Genomic DNA, 21,977 nt, shown 5'->3' on the forward strand with positions numbered 1-21,977 from the left:
TTTTGTTCAATATTTATATTTTTGACCGACTTTTTGAAGAAGACTCAATGACAGTAGAAAATAAACATCATAGTAATTTATACAACATAGGCGTTAGTTATAAAAAAGCTGATGCTGCGATTAGGGGGAAATTTAGTATTTCTAAAGAAAATCAAATACAACTTTTAGAAGAAGCAAAACAAAAAGGAATAGACGGTATTTTTGTGTTGTCTACTTGTAATAGAACTGAAATTTGTGGCTTTGCAGAACATCCTTTTCAGTTAATAAGTATGTTGTGTAAATACTCAAATGGTTCGGTAGAAGAATTTGCAAACGTATCAAACGTATATAAAAATAAAGAAGCTATTAACCACTTGTTTAGAATGGGAACAGGGTTGGATAGCCAGATTTTAGGAGATTACGAAATAGTAGGGCAGTTACGTCAGGCATTTAAGCAAGCTAAAGAAGTAGGAACTACAAATGCATATTTCGAGCGCTTACTAAACCATGTAATGCAAGCAAGTAAGCGAGTTAAGAACGAAACGAAGTTAAGTTCAGGTACCACTTCAGTATCATATGCAGCTGTTCAGTACTTAATTAATAACTTACCAGATTACAACTCGAAAAATGTTTTAGTATTTGGTTTAGGTAAAATGGGAAAACACACCTGTAAAAATCTAGCGGAGTACACACAAAATAAATCGGTAAGCTTAATTAATAGAACGGAAGAAAAAACAGAGGAATTTGTAAAAGACCATAATTCGATAAGAAAAGCGTCGTATGCAAATTTAGCTGAGGAAGTTCAAAACAGTGATGTGTTAATTGTTTCTACAGGAGCTAGTTTTCCTACTATAACGAAAGAACATGTTCCGACTGATAAAGACTTGTTGATTTTAGATTTATCAATGCCAGCAAATGTGTCAAAAGAAGTTGCAAACTTAGAGAGCGTCACGATGGTAAATGTTGATGACCTTTCAAAAATAACAGACGAAACCTTAGCGATACGTCAGCAAGAGGTACCTCTTGCCGAAGCAATTATTGAGACTCATAATCATGAGTTTCAAGAATGGTTAAACCACAGAAGATTTACACCAGCAATTACCGCTTTAAAAGAATCATTACAAAACATTCAACAAGGAGAAATAGCTTTTCACAAGAAAAAAATTAAAAATTTTGATGAAGAACAAGCAGAAATATTAACATCAAGATTTATACAGAAAATAACTACACAATTTGTAAAGCATTTAAAAGACGAAGAAACTTCAGTAAATACAAGTATTGAAGTAATGGCTAAAGTGTTCGGAGCAAATTTACAATCCACCCATGCAGAAGATAATTAGAATAGGTACACGCGATAGCCAATTGGCTATGTGGCAAGCAAAAAAAGTTCAAAAACTTTTAGAAGAATTAGGTCATCAAACTCAATTAATCCCCGTTAAAGCAACGGGTGATTTAGTTTTAGATAAACCTCTTTACGAATTAGGAATCACAGGGATTTTTACTAAAAATTTAGATATAGCCATGTTAAATGGTGATATTGATATTGCGGTACATTCTATGAAAGATGTTCCTACGGTATTGCCTGAAGACATTATTCAAGCGGCAGTTTTAAAACGTGCTAACTACAACGACATTTTGTTGTTAAAAGATAACGAAGAGTTTATGGCGCAACCTAATGGAGTGATTGCTACAGGTAGTTTACGAAGAAAAGCGCAGTGGTTAAATCGTTATCCAACTCATACAGTAGAAGGTTTACGTGGAAATGTAAATACACGTTTACAAAAGTTAGAAGATAGCGATTGGAACGGAGCTGTTTTCGCAGCAGCTGGTTTAGAACGTGTAGGCTTACGACCACAAGGAGCGGTAAACCTAACATGGATGATTCCTGCACCAGCACAAGGAGCAATAATGATTACAGCGTTAGATAAGGACGAAGAAATCAAAGAAATTTGTGCTGAGTTAAACGATAAAGACACAGAAACTTGTACAGGGATTGAACGTGAGTTCTTAAACCGTTTAGAAGGTGGTTGTACAGCGCCAATTGGAGCATTAGCTTTTATAAATGAGAAAGAAGAAGAAATTAACTTTAAAGGAGTTTTACTAAGTAGAGACGGTAAAAAGAAAATTGAAGTTAGTAAAAAGGTAAAAGTAGGAAAGCATAAATATGTAGCAAAAGATTGTGCTAATTATGTGATTGACAAAGGAGGAAAGCTAATTATGATGGAAGATGAAGGGATTGAAAAAGAGTTTTCAATCTATTCGACTAAAAAATTATCAGAAGTACAGAAAAAATTATTACCAACACACATGAGTGTGAATGATAGCGATTTTATAAAAATCCGTTTTAATAGAATTGCCCCTAAAGTAATTAAAAAAGAAATTGAAAATGTAATTATTACTAGTAAAAATGGTGTAGAAGCAATTCTAAATTCATTTACTTCAGATGAATTACAATTTAAAAATATTTATTGTGTTGGTCGAAGAACAAAAAAGTTAATCGAGCAACGTATAGGAAAAGTAACACATTCAGAAAGAAATGCGAAAAGACTGTCTGACTACTTATCAAAAGAATTAAAAGGTCAAGAAGTAACGTATTTCTGTAGTGATTTACGTCTAGACACACTCCCAATACTTTTAAAGGCAAATGGAGTTGTTGTAAATGAAGTAGAAGCATATAAAACCATGTATAGTCCTGTAAAAATTGATGAAAAAGTAAACGGAGTGTTGTTTTATAGTCCATCAACAGTTGAAAGCTATATGGAAAAAAACACTGCTGATAAAATAGCCTTTTGTATTGGAGAAAGTACTGCAAACGAAGCAAAAAAACATTTTAAAGAAGTACAAATAGCAAAATTACCAACAGTAGAAAGTGTACTAGAGTTGGTAAACCTTCACTTTGTAAAAGAATAAACTATGTTTAGAACACGCAGATTAAGAAAAACTGAAAACATCCGTCGATTGGTAAGAGAAACCAAATTATCGGTTGATGACTTTATATATCCTTTATTTATTGAAGAAGGAACAGGTATTGAAACTGAAATACCTTCAATGCCAGGAATTAATCGTTATTCATTAGACACCATTTCTAAAGAATTAGATGAGGTTGTAGCGTTAAAAATACCAGCAGTTTTATTATTTGGAATCCCATCTAAAAAAGATGTTGAAGGTACCGAAACTTGGAATGATAACGGAATTATGCAACAAGCTATCCGATTTATAAAAAAGAACTATCCAAGTTTATATGTAATTACCGATGTATGCTTTTGTGAGTACACATCACACGGTCACTGTGGTGTAATACATGATAACGATGTAGATAACGATGCGACGTTAGTGAACTTAGCAAAACAAACAGTTTCACATGCGAAGGCAGGAGCAGATATGGTAGCACCATCAGGAATGATGGATGGTGCCATAGCTATGATGCGTGAATCATTAGATAATACAGGTTATGCAAACTTGCCTATCATGGGATATTCTGTAAAATATGCTTCAGGTTTTTACGGGCCTTTTAGAGAAGCGGTAGATTCAGCACCATCATTTGGAGATAGAAGAACCTATCAAATGGATCCTTCTAATAGAGATGAAGGGTTACGTGAGGCAACTTTTGACGATGAAGAGGGAGCAGACATTTTAATGGTAAAACCAGCCTTATCGTATTTAGACATCATCAGAGATTTAAAAAATAATTTTGATAGACCAATCGCTTGCTATAATGTAAGCGGAGAATATTCAATGGTAAAAGCTGCTGCTGAAAAAGGATGGATTGATGGTGAAAAAGTAATGATGGAAAGCCTTTTATCAATGAAAAGAGCAGGAGCAGATATTATCATAACCTATTTTGCCAAAGAAGCAGCTAGAGTTTTAAATAAATAGCTGTTAGTTATTAGTTGTTGGCAATTTGCTAATAGCTAAAAACCAATAGCCAAAAGCCAAATAAAATGTTTAAAAAATCACAAGAGTTATATAATGAAGGACTAGTAAACTTAGTTGGAGCGGTAAACTCTCCAGTACGTGCGTTTGCATCCGTAGGAGGAAATCCTTTATTTATAAAAAAAGCGAAAGGAAGTAAGATTACTGATGTAGATAATAATTCATACATCGATTTAGTATTGTCTTATGGTCCAATGATTTTAGGACACCGTCATAAAAAAGTAGAAAAAGCTATTAGAAAAGCTTTGAAAAAAGGATATTCTTTTGGAGCATCAACAAAAGGTGAAATTAAATTAGCAAAAATTGTTTGTGATGCTTTCCCAGGAATGGACAAAGTTCGTTTTGTGAATTCTGGTACAGAAGCAGTATTAAGCGGAATCCGTTTAGCGAGAGCATATACAGGAAAAGATAAAATTATAAAGTTTGCTGGCTGTTATCACGGGCATCAAGATGCTTTGTTGGTAGCAGCAGGATCAGGTTTAGCTACTTTGAGTTTACCAGGAAGTAAAGGTGTGCCTGAAGGAGCAGTAAAAAACACGTTGATTGCCAACTATAACGATTTAGAAAGTGTAAAAGCACATTTTGAAGCACACGATGATATTGCAGGGGTAATTTTAGAACCTGTTGCAGGAAATATGGGAGTCGTAACTCCGCAAGATGGCTTTTTAAAAGAACTAAAAGAATATGTAAATTCTAAAGGGGCTTTGTTGATTATTGATGAGGTAATGACAGGTTTCCGTTCTAAATTTGGAGGAGCACAAGAAGTGTTAGATGTAGAAGCTGATATTACTTGTTTAGGAAAAGTAATTGGAGGTGGATTTCCAGTAGGTGCGTATGGTGCACGTAATGAAATTATGGAAACAGTAGCTCCTTTAGGAGGAATGTATCAAGCAGGAACTTTGTCAGGGAATCCAATTGCCATGGCGGCGGGAATTTCAACTTTAACAGAATTAAAGAAACAAAATCCGTATGAAAAGTTTAATGAGATTGCTCAAATTATTGAAGTTTTCTTGTTAGAATCAGCAAAAAAGCATGGAGTAGAAATTACCGTGAACCAATTTGGTTCGATGATCAATCCATTTTTTACAGACGTTACTGTAACCAATTTTAAAGAAGCACAAACTTCTGATACGAAGAAATATGCTACTTTTTTCTGGGAAATGACTAAAAATGGAGTGTTTTTACCTCCAAGTCAGTTTGAAGCTTGGTTCTTATCATCAGCATTAACAGAAAAAGATATTCAAAAGATCGCTAACGCAATTGATAAGTCGATGGAGAAGGTAGCTCTTAGTTGTTAGTTTTTGGCTATTAGCCTTTAGTTGAATACAAGAACTAGTGTGAAAAAGATGAGAAATTTCAGAAACTTAGATATTTGGAGGGAAGGAATTGAGATTGTAAAACAAGTTTACAGTCTTTCAGAAAAATTACCTTCTGAAGAAAAGTTTGGATTAAAAAGTCAAATAACAAGAGCAGCTGTTTCTATACCTTCTAATATTGCTGAAGGAGCTAGTAGAAATAGTGAGATTGAATTTAAAAGATTTTTAGAGATTTCTATGGGATCACTTTTTGAAGTAGAAACCCAACTTGTAATAGTAGAAGGGTTAGGTTTTGTTTCTTCAGAAGAATTAAAACTTATCTTTAAAATGTTAGAAAAAGAAGCTAAGATGATAAATTCATTAATAAACAAAATAAAAGCTAATAGCTAATAGCTAATAGCCAACAGCTATAATATGATAAAAAACGATTTATTTTTAAGAGCTTTAAAAGGAGAAACAGTTGATCGTCCACCAGTATGGATGATGCGTCAAGCAGGGAGATACTTACCAGAATTTATGGAAATTCGTGAAAAGTACGATTTCTTTACACGTTGTAGAACTCCAGAATTAGCCTCAGAAATTACAGTGCAACCAATTCGTAGGTACGGAATGGACGCTGCTATATTATTTTCAGACATTTTAGTAATTCCACAAGCAATGAATATTGAGGTGGAAATGAAACCTAATTTCGGACCCTATTTACCAAATCCTGTAAGAGATAAAAAAGGGTTGGATAGCGTAATTATTCCTGATGTAAATGAAGAATTAGGCTATGTAATGGATGCTATTAAAGCAACTAAAGAAAAATTGAATGATGAAATTCCACTAATAGGTTTTGCGGGGTCACCATGGACAATTTTATGTTACGTTGTACAAGGTCAAGGGTCTAAGAATTTTGATAAAGCGAAAGAATTTTGTTTCACGCAACCAGTTTTGGCACACGAATTGCTTCAGAAGATAACAGATACCACAATTGCTTATTTAAAAGAAAAGGTAAAAGCAGGTGTAAATGCTGTACAAGTTTTTGATTCTTGGGGAGGAATGTTATCTCCAACCGATTATCAAGAGTTTTCATGGCAATACATGAATCAAATAATAGAGGCATTAAAAGATGATGCTCCAGTTATTGCTTTTGGTAAAGGATGTTGGTTTGCCTTACATGAAATGGCACAATCAAATGCCTCAGCTCTAGGAGTAGATTGGACGTGTTCTGCTAGAAATGCACGCTATTTAACAGGAGGAAATATTACCTTACAAGGTAACTTTGATCCTTCAAGATTGTTGTCTCCACCAGCGGAAATAAAAAAGATGGTACACCAAATGATAAATGAGTTTGGTAAAGACAAATATATTGTTAACTTGGGGCACGGAATTTTACCAAATATTCCGCTAGAGAATGCAAAGGCATTTATAGATGCGGTTAAAGAGTATAAAGCCGATAGATAACCCCCTTTAAATAATTAAAAATGAAGAAATTATCTTTTGTTTTGATGTGTTTTTTAACAACTGTTATTTTCGCACAAAATAAAACGTATTACAATTTTGCAGTAAACAATTGTGTAGAAGAAAACACCGAAGGTTTGATTGATAAGTGCATTAAAGGCTCTTATTTATTAAATTATAACTTTACTACAATGGATAGTAAAACGGTAAGTACAGACAAAATTAACAAGCCAATTGTGTTGATAGCTAACGCAACTTGGTCAGCTCCTTGTTGGGGAGATGTACCAGCTTTAAACAAAATGGTTGAAAAATATAATGACCAATTGGAGTTTGTTATGATTTTCTGGGACAAGGAAGCTAAAGTTAAAAGAATGGCTGAAAAACTAGACAAGAGAATTAAGTTAGTTCCTGCGAGAGATATCGATAAAGTTCAAAAAGGATATTTAGATATCAGTGGTTTTGTTCACAAATTAGATTATCCAACAGCTTATTTAATAAGTAAAGACAAACAATTTGTTAATATTAAAAGAGGGGCTGCAACACCTACCAAAGAAGTAAGTTGGGATAAAGTCAATGAAATCAACACAAAGAATTTTGAAGATTTTTTAGCACCAATTTTAAAATAAATTGACTCAAGAATATTTCATAGACCTCTTTCTTTATTGAAAGAGGTTTTTTATTTTCACAAAAAAAAGATATGATACAAAATATTATAAAAGGAGTTAAAGCCTATTTTGGGGCTTTTGGAATGATTTCAAAATTAAGATTATGGAAATATTTTATTATTCCGATGTTTATAAGCATGTTAACAGCAACATTTGTTGGTTTTATAGCGTATACATTCTCCGATAATATTGGGCACTACGTAGCTAATTTTTGGAAGTGGGAGTTTGGAAAAGAAGCTTTTGAGGTAATTAGTACTTTTATAAGTGGACTACTAATTGTAGTAATTGGATTAGTGTTATATAAACATATTGTAATGGCGCTATCTGCACCTTTTATGAGTCCAGTTTCAGAAAAAATAGAAGACCATTTAAGAGGGGAAGATCATACACACAGAATTACTTCTTTTCAAGAGCAGCTAATAAGAGGAATACGAATAAACCTTAGAAATTTAACAAGAGAGTTATTGTTTACAATTCCTATTTTATTACTAGGGTTTATTCCGGTAATAGGTATTATTTCAACCATATTGTTGTTTTTAATGCAGGCCTATTACGCAGGTTTCGGAAATATGGATTTTACGCTTGAACGCCATTTTAAATACAGAGAAAGTATCAATTTTGTAAAAGAGAATAAAGGATTAGCAATAGGAAACGGAATTGTATTTATGCTATTTTTATTAATTCCTATACTTGGAGTAATCCTCGTATTACCATTATCTGTAACTGCAGCAACTACAGAAACTATTAAGAAAATACAGCTTAAAAAATTACCAGAATAAGTACTTTTGCACTTCAACAGAAACAAACACATGAAAGAACAATTTTACGCCTACATTCAAGAATTACAAGATACCATAACATCAACATTAGAAGCTATAGATGGTAAAGCCAAGTTTCAAGAAGATTTATGGGAACGTGCTGAAGGAGGTGGAGGTAGAACCCGTGTGATTGAAAATGGGAATATTTTTGAAAAAGGTGGCGTAAATATATCTAAAGTTTTTGGTGAGTTACCAGAAGCATTAAGAAAACAGTTTGGTGTAGAAAGTGGAGATTTTTTTGCTTGCGGATTAAGTTTAGTAATACATCCAAAAAATCCGTTTGTACCAACCGTACATGCTAACTGGCGATATTTTGAAATGTATGATGGAGAAGGAAACATAGTTACACAATGGTTTGGTGGCGGACAAGATTTAACTCCGTATTACTTATTTGAAGAAGATGCAAAACATTTTCACACGGTATGTAAAGAAGCTTGCGATAAGCACCACCCTGACTTTTATCCGAAATTTAAAGAGACCTGTGACAACTATTTTTGGAATACTCATCGAAATGAAGCACGCGGTTTAGGAGGTTTGTTCTTTGACTATTTAAAAGAAACAGAAGAGTTCTCTATACAAGATCGATATGATTTTGTTACCGAAGTAGGAAACAGCTTTTTAAACTCGTATATGCCGATTGTAGAGAGAAGAAAAGATATAACGTATACTCAAGAACATAAAGATTGGCAAGAAGTGCGTAGAGGTCGCTATGTTGAGTTTAATTTAGTACACGATAGAGGAACCTTATTTGGTTTAAAAACTAATGGGCGTATCGAAAGTATTTTAATGAGTTTACCACCAACTGTACAATGGAAATACAATCATCATCCAGAAGAAGGTTCTGAAGAAGCAAAATTATTAGAGGTGTTGACTAAACCTAAAAACTGGGTGTAGTTTAAAACCAAAACGAATAAAGAAGAAGGCAAAACAAATTAGTTTTGTCTTTTTTATTTTGAAGATACTCTCGTATACAGAAAGCAACAAAATATTTTTGCTTTTTAAATGTTTTGATTCACATTTTTTTTAGACAGGAATTCATGAAATATACAAACATAAAAAAGCCCCGAATTGAAAGTCGAGGCAGCTTAAATGTTTTCACAACGGAATAATCCTTATTGTGAATTGATTTCAAAATTGTACTGCTAATATACACCTTTTTAAATTAGTCGATTACGGATTGTCGTATATCGAATAACTTTTTTTTACTTATTTTTAAATCATTAAGTAATTCGTTTCTTAATGAAGCAATTGCGACTTCTTCCTCTTAAAGATAAAAATATTGTATCATAAGTTCACTCTTGTGTTGTGAACTAGTATAAAAAAGCGAAATAAAATGACTAAAAAAATTCTAGGTTTAGATTTAGGTACCAACTCAATTGGTTGGGCGTTGGTAGAAGAAGCTGAACACAATCAAGAAGAATCAAAAATTATAAAATTAGGGGTACGCGTAAACCCTTTAACTATTGATGAAAAAATAAATTTTGAGAAAGGAAAACCGATTACTACCAATGCAGATAGAACATTAAAGAGAGGTGCTAGGAAAAACTTACAGCGTTTTAAATTGAGAAGAGAAAATTTAAGAGAGCTTCTTTCAAAAAATAATATAATATCTAAAGATTTTATACTTGCAGAAAAAGGGAAGGAAAGTACACACTCTTTATTACAGTTAAGAGCTAGAGCGGCAAAAGAAAAAATTTCATTAATAGATTTTGCTAGAGTACTATTTGTAATTAATAAAAAAAGAGGATATAAAAGTAGTCGAAAAACTAAACAAGAAGTAGATGGGACAGCAATTGATGGTATGGGGGTTGCAAAATTGCTTTATGAAGAAAAATTTACACCAGGACAATACGGATATAAGCTTCTTAAAGAAGGTAAAAAATATATTCCCGATTTTTATCAATCTGATTTACAAACAGAGTTCTTGGCTATTTGGCAAAACCAACAAAAATATTATCCTAGTATTCTTAACGAAAAGCTTTTTGAAGAACTTCAAGAAAAAAATAAAAGTCAAACTTGGGCAATTTGTAAAGAGCCTTTTAATATAGTTGGTATTAAGTTAGAAGGAAAAGCTTCAGATCAAAAAAATAAGAAGTATGAATTAAGGAGTTTAGGACTTTCAGAAAAATTAGATTTAGAACAACTAGCTATAGTTTTACAAGAAATAAATAATGACAAAAAGAAATCGAGCGGTTATTTAGGGGCTATTTCTGATAGAAGTAAAATTTTATTTATGGATAAAATAACTGTTGGAGAATATCTTTGGCAGCAAAAGGAAAAGGACTTTCATATTTCTTTAAAAAACCAAGTGTTTTATAGACAGGATTATTTAGATGAGTTTGAAACTATATGGGAAACTCAAGCAAAGTATCATTCAGAGTTAACTTCTCAATTAAAAGAAGAAATACGTGATGTTGTTATTTTTTATCAAAGAAAACTAAAATCTCAAAAAGGATTACTTAGCTTTTGCCAGTTTGAAAGTTGGTGGGAAAACAGAAAAGATGAGAAGGGAACTGTAATTTTAAATAAATTAACAGGTAACCCAAAGCAAAGGCAAGTAGGACATAGAGTTATACCAAAATCATCTCCATTGTTCCAAGAGTTTAAGATATGGCAAAACATTAATAATTTATTATTTGTAAACAAGATTTCTAGAGAAGAATATCAACTTACTTTAGCAGACAAGAAGTTTCTTTTTAAAGAGCTTAATGTAAGGGGAGAACTAACAGAAAAGCAAGTGTTGAAAATGTTTAGCTATTCAGATAAAGAGTGGCATACTAATCAACCTATTATAGATTACAAAAAACAAACACGAAAAGCCATTGAAGGCAATAGAACTAACAAAACTCTTTTTAATGTATATCAAACTATTATAGAAAGAGAAGGGTATGGTTTTGATTGGAATAAAAAAAGTGCAGAAGAAATATTACAAGAATTAAAAGCTGTTTTTTCTCAAATAGGAATAAAGGCAGATATTTTAACATTTAATTCGGAGAGTAACTTAGATAAGCAAGCTAGTTTTCAACTATGGCATTTATTGTATTCAGCGACAGATGATGGTAAAATTACAAAAGAGGATAGAGAAGTTTATGGTAATTCCGATGTAAATCTTAAAAAGAAATTACATAAAAAGTTTGGTTTTAGTCCTGAGTATGCAAAGTTGATTTCAAATAAATCTTTACAAGATGATTATGGTAGTTTATCATCAAGGGCAATAAATAAAATTTTACCATTCTTAAAAGAAGGACATGAATATTCTGAAGCCTGTACATTGGCAGGTTATAATCACTCTAATAGCGAATCTAAAGAAGATTTTAGTAAAAGAGAATTAAAAGAACGGTTAGACATTTTACCCAAAAACAGTCTTCGAAACCCAGTAGTTGAAAAGATTTTAAATCAAATGATTAATTTGGTTAACCAAGTTTGTGAAACTTACGGAAAACCCGATGAAATTAGAATTGAATTAGCAAGAGAGTTAAAAAAATCTGCTAAAGAACGTGAAGAAGCAGTGAAATATATTAATGCAGCTACTAAAGCGAATGATGAAATAAAAAAACTTATAGAAAAAGACTTTGGTTTTAAACCAACTAAAACCGATGTAGTTCGTTACAAATTATGGGAAGAATTAGCTAATAATGGACATAAAACCGTTTTTACGAACAAATATATTCCAAGAGAAAAGATTTTTTCTAAAGATGTAGATATTGAACATATAATACCTAAAGCATTATTATTTGATGATTCCTTTTCTAATAAAACCTTAGCTTACAGAACTGTTAATCTTAAAAAAGGAAGTAGAACAGGATTAGATTTTATTAGTCAAGATTATGTTTCAGGATTAAATGATTATAAAACAAGAATAGAAAGTTTATTTAAAGCAAATGCTATATCTAAAGCTAAGTATAAAAAACTACTGATGAGTGCTAGTAACTTACCAGAAGATTTTATTGAAAGAGATTTAAGAAACAGCCAATATATAGCAAAGAAAGCAAAAGCTATTTTACAAGATTTAGTAAAAAAGCCTATTGTGTCTACCTCAGGAAGTATTACTGATAAACTCAGAAAAGATTGGGATTTAATTAATGTAATGAAAGAGCTTAATTTACCAAAATATAAGGCTTTAGGATTAACCCAAATAGAAAATCGTTGGGATTCTGGACAGGAAAAAGAAAAATCATTTGAGGTTATTAGTGATTGGACAAAACGTAACGATCATCGTCATCACGCAATGGATGCTCTTACGGTAGCATTTACAACGCACAACCATATACAGTATATAAACTATTTAAGCGCTCGCAAAAACGAAAGTCATGATAAACATAAAATAATTAAAAATATTGAGCACTTAATAACTAACCCAAATAAAAATGGAGGAAATAAAGTGTTTGTTCCGCCAATTGAGAATTTTAGATTAGAAGCAAAAAAGCATTTAGAAAGTATTTTAATTTCATTTAAAAATAAAAACAAGGTAACTACTACTAATAGAAATACAATAAAAAAAGGGAAGAACGGAAAGCATGTTCAATCGGTAAAAACACCAAGAGGGCAATTGCATAAAGAAACAGTTTACGGAAAATCAAAACAGTTGATGAGTAAACCAACAAGAATTTCAAAAAAACTAAGTATTCAACAAATACAGTTAATAAGTAATCCATCTCATAAAAAGCAAGTACTAGAACATCTTAAAAAGTTTGATAATAATGTATTAATAGCTTTTGATACAAAAACATTAAAAAATACACCTCTCCTATACAAAAATGAACCTCTTAAAGAAGTGCTTTGTTTTGAAGAAATATATACTATTAGGAAAGAAATAGCTTCTGATTTAAAGCTAAGTAAGGTGGTTGATGAAAAAGTAAAAAATATTCTTAAAGTTAGATTAGCAGAGTATAATAATAACCCCAAAGAAGCCTTTTCTGATTTAGAAAAGAACCCTATTTGGCTTAATAAAGAAAAAGGTATTTCTATTAAACGAGTTACTATAACAGGTGTCAATAATACAGAAGCATTACATTATAAAAAAGATCATTTAGGGAAAGAAATATTAGACCAACAAGGTAATAAACAAGCAGTAGATTTTGTAAGTACAGGTAATAATCATCACATCGCTATTTACAAAGATGTTAAAGGTAATTTACAAGAAAAAGTAGTATCGTTTTACGAAGTGGTAGCTAGAGTAAATGAAGGTTTATCTATCATCGACAAGACCTATAAGGAAAAAGAAGGTTGGCAGTTTTTGTTTACTATGAAACAAAACGAAATGTTCGTATTTCCTAATAATGACTTTAATATTGATGAAATTGATTTATTAGATGGAAAAAATGCATGTTTAATAAGTAAACACTTATTTAGAGTACAAAAAATTGCTGCTAAAGACTATTTCTTCAGACATCATTTAGAAACAACAGTAACTAATAATTTAGATTTTACATATAAAAGAAAACAAACTCCAAATTCTTTACAGGGAGTTATAAAAGTACGCATTAATCACATTGGTCAAATTGTCCAAGTAGGAGAATATTAATTTTTGTAAAAAGTCCATAAAATATTTAGTGTATGGGCTTTTTTTAAGCTAAATAGTTATGTTAAAAAGAACCATTTATATAGGGAACCCAACATATTTAAAGCTAAAACACCATCAATTAGTTGTAGAATGTCCAGAAACTAAAGATGTAAAAGGAACAATTCCTATAGAAGATATAGCTTTGTTACTATTAGATCATTATCAAATAACTTTATCTACTCAATTAATTAATTATTTAATGGGAAATGGAGTTGCGCTAATACATTGTGATAATCATCATTTGCCTAATGGATTGATGTTACCACTTGTAGGACACTCTGAACTTACCGAACGTTGGAGACACCAATTAAATAGTTCTGTTCCTTTAAAGAAGCAATTATGGAAACAAACAGTTATAGCCAAAATAGAAAATCAGAAACAATTATTACAACATAATAGCAGTCCTGTTGAAGCTATGCAAACGTATTTAGAAAAAGTTACTTCAGGGGATGAAACAAATATGGAGGGTAAGGCAGCTAACCATTATTGGAAATATATTTTAACCGATTTTCAACGAGAGCGTTTTGGAGATGCTCCTAATAATTATTTGAATTTTGGATATGCTGTTTTACGGAGTATAGTAGCAAGAGCTATAGTAAGTAGCGGTATGTTACCTGCACAAGGTATTTTTCATAAAAATAAGTATAATCCATATTGTTTAGCAGATGACATTATGGAGCCATATCGCCCCTTTATAGATAAGTTAGTTTTAGAATATATAACAAAATACCCTTTTGAAGAAGAATTAAGTAAGCAAGCTAAAGCATACCTTTTACAAGTGGCTACTGAAGATGTGTTAATTGATGAGAAAAAACGACCTCTTATGGTTGCAGTAACTACCACTACGGCAAGTTTGTATAAATGTTTTACAGGAGAAAGACGTACTATTTTATATCCTAAGTTATTATGAGTCAAGAACGTTACAATGCTTACAGAGTTATGTGGATACTAGTATTATTTGATTTACCTACTGAAACAAAAACAGAACGAAAAGCAGCCAGTGGCTTTAGAAAAAAATTAATGAATGATGGCTTTACCATGTTCCAATTTTCTATATACATACGACATTGTGCGAGTAGAGAAAATAGTAAAGTACATGCAAAAAGAGTAAAAAGTATGCTGCCCAAATATGGAAAAATTTGCATGTTTGAAATAACCGATAAGCAATTTGAAATGATGGAAATTTTTCATGGTAAAAAAGAAATTCCAAAGCCTACACCAGTGCAACAGTTAGAATTATTTTAATTTTTCTATTTCTACAAAATACAAAAACCTCCCGAAAACAGGAGGTTTTTAAATAGTTACCTTGTGATTGCTCACGTAAAAATACAATTTGAAATCAATTCACAACTAAAGTGCCAGCGGTTGGCTCTGTGGCTGACTTGTGATTGCTCACGTAAAAATACAATTTGAAATCAATTCACAACTACAAGGCGTTTAGATTACGCATTAATGTACTTGTGATTGCTCACGTAAAAATACAATTTGAAATCAATTCACAACTATGGTGAAGTTCTACCCCCACTAATTTTTCTTGTGATTGCTCACGTAAAAATACAATTTGAAATCAATTCACAACTATTATCATTCATTTTTTTTAGCTTTTTATCTTGTGATTGCTCACGTAAAAATACAATTTGAAATCAATTCACAACATAATAACTTTAATAATTATACAATGAATGCTTGTGATTGCTCACGTAAAAATACAATTTGAAATCAATTCACAACTAAACATTTAACAAAAGCGGAGTTTGACGACTTGTGATTGCTCACGTAAAAATACAATTTGAAATCAATTCACAACAAGTTTTCTGAATCTTTAAATAATCAATTACTTGTGATTGCTCACGTAAAAATACAATTTGAAATCAATTCACAACTAATTCGAGGTACAAAAAAAATAAAGTCAACTTGTGATTGCTCACGTAAAAATACAATTTGAAATCAATTCACAACTTAGATAATGTAATTAATTGTTGTTTCATACTTGTGATTGCTCACGTAAAAATACAATTTGAAATCAATTCACAACAAAATAAAATACAAGGCTACTGATTCAGAACTTGTGATTGCTCACGTAAAAATACAATTTGAAATCAATTCACAACTGGAAAACGTAATAGAATTATACAACAAAACTTGTGATTGCTCACGTAAAAATACAATTTGAAATCAATTCACAACCTACACAGCCGTTTAGGTCTATTCTAATTTCTTGTGATTGCTCACGTAAAAATACAATTTGAAATCAATTCACAACTGGTCTTTTTTACAGAACAGAGTTAAGACCCTTGTGATTGCTCACGTAAAAATACAATTTGAAATCAATTCACAACTATTGAAAATAAATATGGAGATAGAATATTCTTGTGATTGCTCACGTAAAAATACAATTTGAAATCAATTCACAACAGGCTAATTAATATTTATTTTTTTTAATTTCTTGTGATTGCTCACGTAAAAATACAATTTGAAATCAATTCACAACCTAATAAAAGAAGCTAAAAGAAGAGGTTATCTTGTGATTGCTCACGTAAAAATACAATTTGAAATCAATTCACAACACGATTCGTATTTAAAGGAATTACAAAAAGCTTGTGATTGCTCACGTAAAAATACAATTTGAAATCAATTCACAACTCTTTGGTATTATAAAATAAATCTATAAAACTTGTGATTGCTCACGTAAAAATACAATTTGAAATCAATTCACAACTTAAAAACAAAATTATGTTAACATTAGAAACTTGTGATTGCTCACGTAAAAATACAATTTGAAATCAATTCACAACTAAGGTGAAGTTCTGCCCCCACTAATTTTTCTTGTGATTGCTCACGTAAAAATACAATTTGAAATCAATTCACAACTAACTTACAGGAAGGATGGTAAAACTTACACTTGTGATTGCTCACGTAAAAATACAATTTGAAATCAATTCACAACTACCTATTATTTTAATTAAATTTTCTTTAGCTTGTGATTGCTCACGTAAAAATACAATTTGAAATCAATTCACAACTCAGTAACTACGACACCTTTATTTCGGCATCTTGTGATTGCTCACGTAAAAATACAATTTGAAATCAATTCACAACTAAAACGGCGTTAGATGTTACAGAACAATTCTTGTGATTGCTCACGTAAAAATACAATTTGAAATCAATTCACAACTATTTAACCGTGAAGATTTAAAAGTAATTGCTTGTGATTGCTCACGTAAAAATACAATTTGAAATCAATTCACAACTCTTCACTCGCTTTTTCCCACATCTTTTTTCTTGTGATTGCTCACGTAAAAATACAATTTGAAATCAATTCACAACATAATTAAGTCAAACAATGCTTCGTTGTCCCTTGTGATTGCTCACGTAAAAATACAATTTGAAATCAATTCACAACTAAATAACGGTTGTTTTATTTTACTATCAACTTGTGATTGCTCACGTAAAAATACAATTTGAAATCAATTCACAACTATTATTTCAATTAAATCTTTGTCCGATACCTTGTGATTGCTCACGTAAAAATACAATTTGAAATCAATTCACAACTAGCTTCAACTAAACGACATACTGGATTAGCTTGTGATTGCTCACGTAAAAATACAATTTGAAATCAATTCACAACAAAATAAAAGGAGAAATAAGAAAGGATAACCTTGTGATTGCTCACGTAAAAATACAATTTGAAATCAATTCACAACTTTTTTGTGAAAGCAGAAAAAACAAATAACCTTGTGATTGCTCACGTAAAAATACAATTTGAAATCAATTCACAACTATTCAAAAGGATAGGTTTACGGCAAAATACTTGTGATTGCTCACGTAAAAATACAATTTGAAATCAATTCACAACTCCAAAAGTGTTCAACATTTGAACTAGAAACTTGTGATTGCTCACGTAAAAATACAATTTGAAATCAATTCACAACTTTATTGCTGTTGTGTATACAAATCCTTTACTTGTGATTGCTCACGTAAAAATACAATTTGAAATCAATTCACAACTATAGAGGACTGTACGTTCGCTGAAATAGGCTTGTGATTGCTCACGTAAAAATACAATTTGAAATCAATTCACAACTATAAAGCACCATTATGATAAAACATAAAACTTGTGATTGCTCACGTAAAAATACAATTTGAAATCAATTCACAACCGTTTGTGTACTATTGATAAACGGGAAGGACTTGTGATTGCTCACGTAAAAATACAATTTGAAATCAATTCACAACTTTTTCTCTTTCCGCTTGTGATTTAGTAGTCTTGTGATTGCTCACGTAAAAATACAATTTGAAATCAATTCACAACGATTTACTTGTTTTGTGTCGTTATTAATACCTTGTGATTGCTCACGTAAAAATACAATTTGAAATCAATTCACAACTACTAATCCATTACCTACTGTAGTAATTGGCTTGTGATTGCTCACGTAAAAATACAATTTGAAATCAATTCACAACCCATTTATCTTGAACATATATAACTGTTAACTTGTGATTGCTCACGTAAAAATACAATTTGAAATCAATTCACAACTAATTAGTTTATTTAAACATAACACACTACCTTGTGATTGCTCACGTAAAAATACAATTTGAAATCAATTCACAACTTGATAAATGGGAAGGATAAAGAGTTGCTACTTGTGATTGCTCACGTAAAAATACAATTTGAAATCAATTCACAACTCATAGGTTTAGCAACTTTGTTCGGCTTATCTTGTGATTGCTCACGTAAAAATACAATTTGAAATCAATTCACAACTCGTTCTCCATAGGTTTTTACTGTTTTGGTCTTGTGATTGCTCACGTAAAAATACAATTTGAAATCAATTCACAACGGATGTTCAAGTCTTTCAATTCGTATTTAACTTGTGATTGCTCACGTAAAAATACAATTTGAAATCAATTCACAACTTAACCCTTCTGATGCAACCTCTGCTGCTGCTTGTGATTGCTCACGTAAAAATACAATTTGAAATCAATTCACAACACGGATGAATATACAGTAGTGGAATAGTTACTTGTGATTGCTCACGTAAAAATACAATTTGAAATCAATTCACAACGATAAATGGTTTTAACTGTGTTTACATCGGCTTGTGATTGCTCACGTAAAAATACAATTTGAAATCAATTCACAACATATTGTCTTTTATATGTTTTTTTAAATCACTTGTGATTGCTCACGTAAAAATACAATTTGAAATCAATTCACAACTAAGAATTAAAATGAACCTCAAAAACAACACTTGTGATTGCTCACGTAAAAATACAATTTGAAATCAATTCACAACTCTAAACCTGTATCCGTCCCTACAATAACTCTTGTGATTGCTCACGTAAAAATACAATTGTAAATAACTAAACCTACTTCCAAACAACATTTTTCTTGGTCAATTCATTGTTTACATTGTGAATATGGAAAAGACGTGCCTTTAATAACAGCTTCCTTCCATTCATAGTTCGAGTATACACCAACTTAGATTTACCAAGATGTTTGTTCCAGCAAGATTGAAAAACTAGGCATTCTTTTTTACGAACACCAAAAATTTCAGGAACAGAAAAAAAATTATGTAGCTTTAATTTTTTACGAAGCCAATTTGTTTTTATCAATAAATACTTAGGGTTATCAATAGGTTGGAGTAGCTCATCCAAAGCTTTTATAATTAAAGTATTCTCATATCTATTTGCTCCATGTATAGTACAAGAAACATTTCCTTTAGCTAATAATTGAGTTTGAATTTGTATTTTGTTTAAAGGAGTTGTTAAATGATTTAATTCATTAAGAGATTCTAAAATGACGAATGCCATTTTATCTATTTTCTTATGAATCAATCCGAAGTATAGATATAGTTGTGTAGACTTGTAAATTTTGTAACCAAAAGTTAATCCCAAAGCTGATGACAAAGCAAAAAGGAAGTAAATAATTCCTTTTTGTAAGAGTACGTTAAAGTTTTTAATGATAAACTCCGGTAGAAAAAAGGATAAACCAACAATAATTTCGCTAATCGCGTACTTTACAATATCTTGATAGTATAACTTTTTCTGTTTGGGAAACTGCTTGTTCCTTTCATTATAAAAAGTAAGTTCTTTGCTAATTCCTTTTCCATGACTAACGGCATTTTTCCATTGTTTAGCAATCAAATTTCTGTTTTCAGAAAGCGCTAAGGTTTGTTTATTTAAACTATCAATATCTTCATCAATAAAATTAGCAGGAAGCTGTAAACGTTCAATCCCGTTAGAAATAACAGCTTTTTCATCATTAGAAATACCCAAAAAAGCATCGAAACGACGTGAAAGAATTTCAAAATCTCGTCCTCCCAACTCATCTGAAATATCAATACATGCCAAATGCCAAATTAAGCCTACTTTATTAGGGTTTTTACTGTTTACTCTAATTGCACGACCACGCATTTGATTTGAAGTAACAAACGACCCCACAACTGACGCTAAAATTAAACTATTAATAGATGGAGCATCCCAACCTTCACCTAATAGTGATTTTGTTCCCACTAACACTTTAATATGTCCGAGTTCAAAAAGCTGCGTAATGACTTCAACAATACTATGTTTAGATGAGTTTTTAGTTGTAAGAATTACAAATTCAGTGTCTGATTTTAAAGGAGTATAATTGTAGTTTTCAATAGTATCAATTAAACCAAGCTTTGCAATATTACTACTATGAATAATTACCAAACTACCTGTAAGAACTGCTAAACTATTTTTATTTTTTGTAGCTATTCTAACATGATGAAAAATAGGAACAACACCCAGTTTTTTTATTTCTTTTATTTCAGTTAAAGAGCAATTTAGGTATTCTTTTCTGATATAATCAGATAAAATAACACAACGCAAATCATCCTGTAAATTTTGTTGTTCTTGTTGAACAATGGTGGTAATACTTTTTAATTTGCTAGGACTATTACTGAGTGATTTATACAAAAGTTCATTTCCTACTAAATTGACTTTGTTTTTACTGAAAACTGCCAATTTTCGAAGTCTTTTTTCTAAAAAATCTAAATAAACTTCATCTTCAATAAGGTTTTCACGATCAGTTACCAATAAGTGTTGAAATAAAATTTGAATCCATTCATTTGTAATTGAAGGAAAATCAATCTCTTCATCTTTATCAAAACCTAATATACGTAGTTTTTCAAAAGGAATAGTTTCTCCTGCTTCATGTAAGAAGATTAGCATTGAAGAAAAGAAGTCGGAATACTTGTAGAGTTCTTCTAAGTTTTCCTCTGTTTTAGCATAAAATCTATGCTGTTTTAGAAAAGAAATAAATTTTTCATCTTTTAAAATGTTAGTAACAAACTGAGAAATTTTCAGCCTAAAATCAGTAATAAAATTAATTTCTTGATCTTCAGGTTTGGATAGAAAAACTAAATCTTGATGTGGACAAAGGTTTTGTTCTTTAACCAAATCAGGAACAACAATTTCATCGTCTATTTCTCCACACAGTTTAAAATATTTTTGAATTTCAGCATTTTCACTATCGTAGGGTGGAGTAGCAGTTAAAGAAACAACAGTTTGCATGTGTCGCTCTTTTAAATCAAACAAACATTTCCACCAAGCATTTTTTAAATGATGTGCTTCATCTAATAATAAAACTTCTATTTGATGTTTTTTAAAGAACTTGTAATAGTCTTCTTTAGTTTCAAAAGACTTATAAAAACTATGCAGGGATTGATATGTAGAAAAGGTAATATCAGAAGGTTGCTTAATATCAAATGAAATCTGTTTGAAATTACAATCGGTAGTAAAAAAGTTTTGTAAACGATCTTCCCATTGATTTCTAATGGTTAAAGTAGGAGCTAAAATCAATGTTTTTTTACCTATTTTTTTAATAATTTCTATCCCTAAAATTGTTTTTCCAGAACCAGGTGGCGCAACTATATGAAAATGATCATCCTGTATATGAGCTGAAAAATTTTGAAGCACTTTTGCTTGATAAGGTCTCCAGTCAAATAAAAAGTTAAGTTTGGTAATAGCTGCGTTCAATAATTTTTAATTAGGTTAAAGAGTTCAAAAATAGAATTTTGAGCTAACAAACAAAAGTTTAATTAGATATTAAATTATTCGTAACGATATTCTCTGTTTACAGAGATAACAATAATCTATTTATTGTTTTTTATAGTTGAATTGAGAATAATTTAATCAATAAAGAAGAAGTTAGAAATATTTAACGTATAAAATCATGAAAAAATCGTTGCTTTTTAGTAACTTCGCAAGCGTTTAAAATTATACA

The 21,977-nt window shown here is 30.9% G+C and carries 12 protein-coding genes, 1 pseudogene and 1 CRISPR repeat array; of the genes and pseudogenes, 12 read left to right on the forward strand and 1 reads right to left on the reverse strand.

What is annotated here, in order from left to right; translation table 11 throughout:
- Nucleotides 1–47 precede the first annotated feature (47 nt).
- From hemA to cas2, 12 genes are all read left to right on the forward strand, one after another.
- Complete coding sequence (gene hemA, locus Q4517_RS03780) at nucleotides 48–1,319, forward strand: glutamyl-tRNA reductase (RefSeq protein ID WP_303506404.1); 1,272 nt, start codon at nucleotides 48–50, stop codon at nucleotides 1,317–1,319.
- Nucleotides 1,303–2,889 (forward strand): hydroxymethylbilane synthase, encoded by a 1,587-nt coding sequence (hemC, locus tag Q4517_RS03785; RefSeq protein WP_303506406.1) that lies wholly within the window; start codon nucleotides 1,303–1,305, stop codon nucleotides 2,887–2,889. The genes hemA and hemC overlap by 17 nt, the downstream gene beginning before the upstream one ends.
- Nucleotides 2,890–2,892: 3 nt before the next feature.
- Nucleotides 2,893–3,855 carry a porphobilinogen synthase gene (hemB, locus tag Q4517_RS03790; protein WP_303506408.1) on the forward strand — a complete coding sequence of 321 codons (963 nt, stop codon included), beginning with the start codon at nucleotides 2,893–2,895 and terminating at the stop codon, nucleotides 3,853–3,855.
- A gap of 65 nt (nucleotides 3,856–3,920) precedes the next feature.
- Nucleotides 3,921–5,210 (forward strand): glutamate-1-semialdehyde 2,1-aminomutase, encoded by a 1,290-nt coding sequence (gene hemL / locus Q4517_RS03795; RefSeq protein ID WP_303506410.1) that lies wholly within the window; start codon nucleotides 3,921–3,923, stop codon nucleotides 5,208–5,210.
- A gap of 48 nt (nucleotides 5,211–5,258) precedes the next feature.
- A complete protein-coding gene (locus tag Q4517_RS03800) occupies nucleotides 5,259–5,618 on the forward strand; it encodes a four helix bundle protein (protein ID WP_303506412.1) in 360 nt (119 codons plus the stop codon).
- 24 nt (nucleotides 5,619–5,642) lie between these two features.
- Complete coding sequence (hemE, locus tag Q4517_RS03805; protein ID WP_303506414.1) at nucleotides 5,643–6,674, forward strand: uroporphyrinogen decarboxylase; 1,032 nt, start codon at nucleotides 5,643–5,645, stop codon at nucleotides 6,672–6,674.
- A gap of 20 nt (nucleotides 6,675–6,694) precedes the next feature.
- On the forward strand, nucleotides 6,695–7,297 hold the full coding sequence (locus Q4517_RS03810; protein ID WP_115901209.1) for a thioredoxin family protein: 603 nt from the start codon (nucleotides 6,695–6,697) through the stop codon (nucleotides 7,295–7,297).
- A gap of 71 nt (nucleotides 7,298–7,368) precedes the next feature.
- The gene (locus Q4517_RS03815) at nucleotides 7,369–8,115 is read left to right on the forward strand and encodes an EI24 domain-containing protein (protein ID WP_303506415.1); all 747 of its coding nucleotides are present in this window, start codon (nucleotides 7,369–7,371) and stop codon (nucleotides 8,113–8,115) included.
- Nucleotides 8,116–8,145: 30 nt separating this feature from the next.
- Complete coding sequence (hemF, locus tag Q4517_RS03820; protein WP_303506416.1) at nucleotides 8,146–9,048, forward strand: oxygen-dependent coproporphyrinogen oxidase; 903 nt, start codon at nucleotides 8,146–8,148, stop codon at nucleotides 9,046–9,048.
- Nucleotides 9,049–9,487: 439 nt separating this feature from the next.
- Nucleotides 9,488–13,678 (forward strand): type II CRISPR RNA-guided endonuclease Cas9, encoded by a 4,191-nt coding sequence (gene cas9, locus Q4517_RS03825; protein ID WP_303506417.1) that lies wholly within the window; start codon nucleotides 9,488–9,490, stop codon nucleotides 13,676–13,678.
- 58 nt (nucleotides 13,679–13,736) lie between these two features.
- Nucleotides 13,737–14,627, forward strand: a complete 891-nt coding sequence (gene cas1, locus Q4517_RS03830; RefSeq protein WP_303506418.1) for a type II CRISPR-associated endonuclease Cas1 — start codon at nucleotides 13,737–13,739, stop codon at nucleotides 14,625–14,627.
- Nucleotides 14,624–14,962 carry a CRISPR-associated endonuclease Cas2 gene (cas2, locus tag Q4517_RS03835; protein ID WP_303506419.1) on the forward strand — a complete coding sequence of 113 codons (339 nt, stop codon included), beginning with the start codon at nucleotides 14,624–14,626 and terminating at the stop codon, nucleotides 14,960–14,962. Before cas1 ends, cas2 begins: the two co-directional genes overlap by 4 nt.
- A 60-nt stretch (nucleotides 14,963–15,022) precedes the next feature.
- A CRISPR array of direct repeats spans nucleotides 15,023–19,096; the repeat unit is 46 nt; unit sequence CTTGTGATTGCTCACGTAAAAATACAATTTGAAATCAATTCACAAC.
- A 2,139-nt stretch (nucleotides 19,097–21,235) separates the two neighbouring features.
- Here the strand turns inward: cas2 and Q4517_RS15480 are convergent.
- Nucleotides 21,236–21,730 (reverse strand): annotated as a pseudogene (locus tag Q4517_RS15480) (DEAD/DEAH box helicase family protein); the annotation flags it as partial.
- Nucleotides 21,731–21,977: the final 247 nt, after the last annotated feature.

It is taken from the genome of Tenacibaculum sp. 1_MG-2023 (genome assembly GCF_030547425.1).
In the GTDB taxonomy this organism is placed as follows: Bacteria; Bacteroidota; Bacteroidia; order Flavobacteriales; family Flavobacteriaceae; genus Polaribacter.